This is a genomic window from Neisseria sp. P0024.S006 (genome assembly GCF_051956595.1).
Taxonomy (GTDB): domain Bacteria; phylum Pseudomonadota; class Gammaproteobacteria; order Burkholderiales; family Neisseriaceae; genus Neisseria.
The window spans coordinates 1-867 of record NZ_JBQCXH010000011.1; the positions used below are offsets into that span (position 1 = coordinate 1).

General features: G+C 49.3%; 1 protein-coding gene and 2 pseudogenes. All 3 read right to left on the bottom strand.

The features are described 5' to 3' along the window. Positions 1 to 66 precede the first annotated feature (66 nt). Positions 67 to 417 (bottom strand): helix-turn-helix domain-containing protein, encoded by a 351-nt coding sequence (locus ACTHUF_RS10990; RefSeq protein WP_003763440.1) that lies wholly within the window; start codon positions 415 to 417, stop codon positions 67 to 69. A 171-nt stretch (positions 418 to 588) separates the two neighbouring features. Next, positions 589 to 654, bottom strand: a pseudogene (locus ACTHUF_RS10995) (transposase); the annotation flags it as partial. 8 nt (positions 655 to 662) lie between these two features. Next, positions 663 to 867 (bottom strand): annotated as a pseudogene (locus tag ACTHUF_RS11000) (sulfate ABC transporter substrate-binding protein); the annotation flags it as partial.

Here is an 867-nt window from a genome sequence, read left to right on the forward strand (position 1 = left end):
GGTAGTAAAAGCTGCTTTTGGGCAGGTTTGCGATGTGCAGCAGGTATTTGAGCGGGTGTTGCGCCCTCAGTGTTTGGACGGTTTGGCTTTGTCCTTTTCGGTCCGCTTTTGGCTGAGGGCTTTTAACTCCTTTAGATAGGCAACCTCTGCGCGCATATAGCACAACTCTTCAATAAGCTCTGCCTGCGTTTTTTCTTGGTCGGGTTTATCTGAGATGAAGGGGTTTTTGCGGTGTTGGGGCATGGTTTTGGATTGGGGATGTTCGAGTGCGCCGATACCGCCTTCTTGATAGGCGCGTATCCATCGTCTCAGGTGGGTTCGGGAAATGCCGTAGTGGTCTGCGGTACGCTGTTGGCTGCGTATATGCAGGTAGTGGAGTACGGCTTGGTATTTGAAGTGTAATGTATATTTGCTCATAAAAAAACTGCACCTTGTGAGTTGGAGGGGATGTCCAACTTTTGGGGTGCAGTTCAGTTTTCAGACGACCTTTGTTTTATAGTGGATTAACTTTAAACCATTACGGCGTTGCCTCGCCTTAGCTCAAAGAGAACGATTCTCTAAGGTGCTGCAGCACTAAGTGAATCGGTTCCGTACTATCTGTACTGTCTGCGGCTTCGTCGCCTTGTCCTGATTTAAATTTAATCCACTATATCTGAATGCAATCAGTTTTGCGGTCGGTAAATCTTATCGAATACGCCGCCGTCGTTGAAAAATCGTGCTTGTGCTTTGCGCCAGCCGCCGAAGGTTTCGTCGATGCCGACCAGTTTCAAATCGGGGAAGCGTGTTTTAAATTCGGCGCGTACGGCTTCGTCGGTGGGGCGGTAGAAATGGCGTGCCGCCATTCGTTGCGCTTCTTTGCTATACAGC

Bases quoted from the DNA above. Each gene is read 5' to 3' on its own strand.
- ACTHUF_RS10990 (WP_003763440.1), bottom strand. From the start codon at position 417: ATGAGCAAATATACATTACACTTCAAATACCAAGCCGTACTCCACTAC.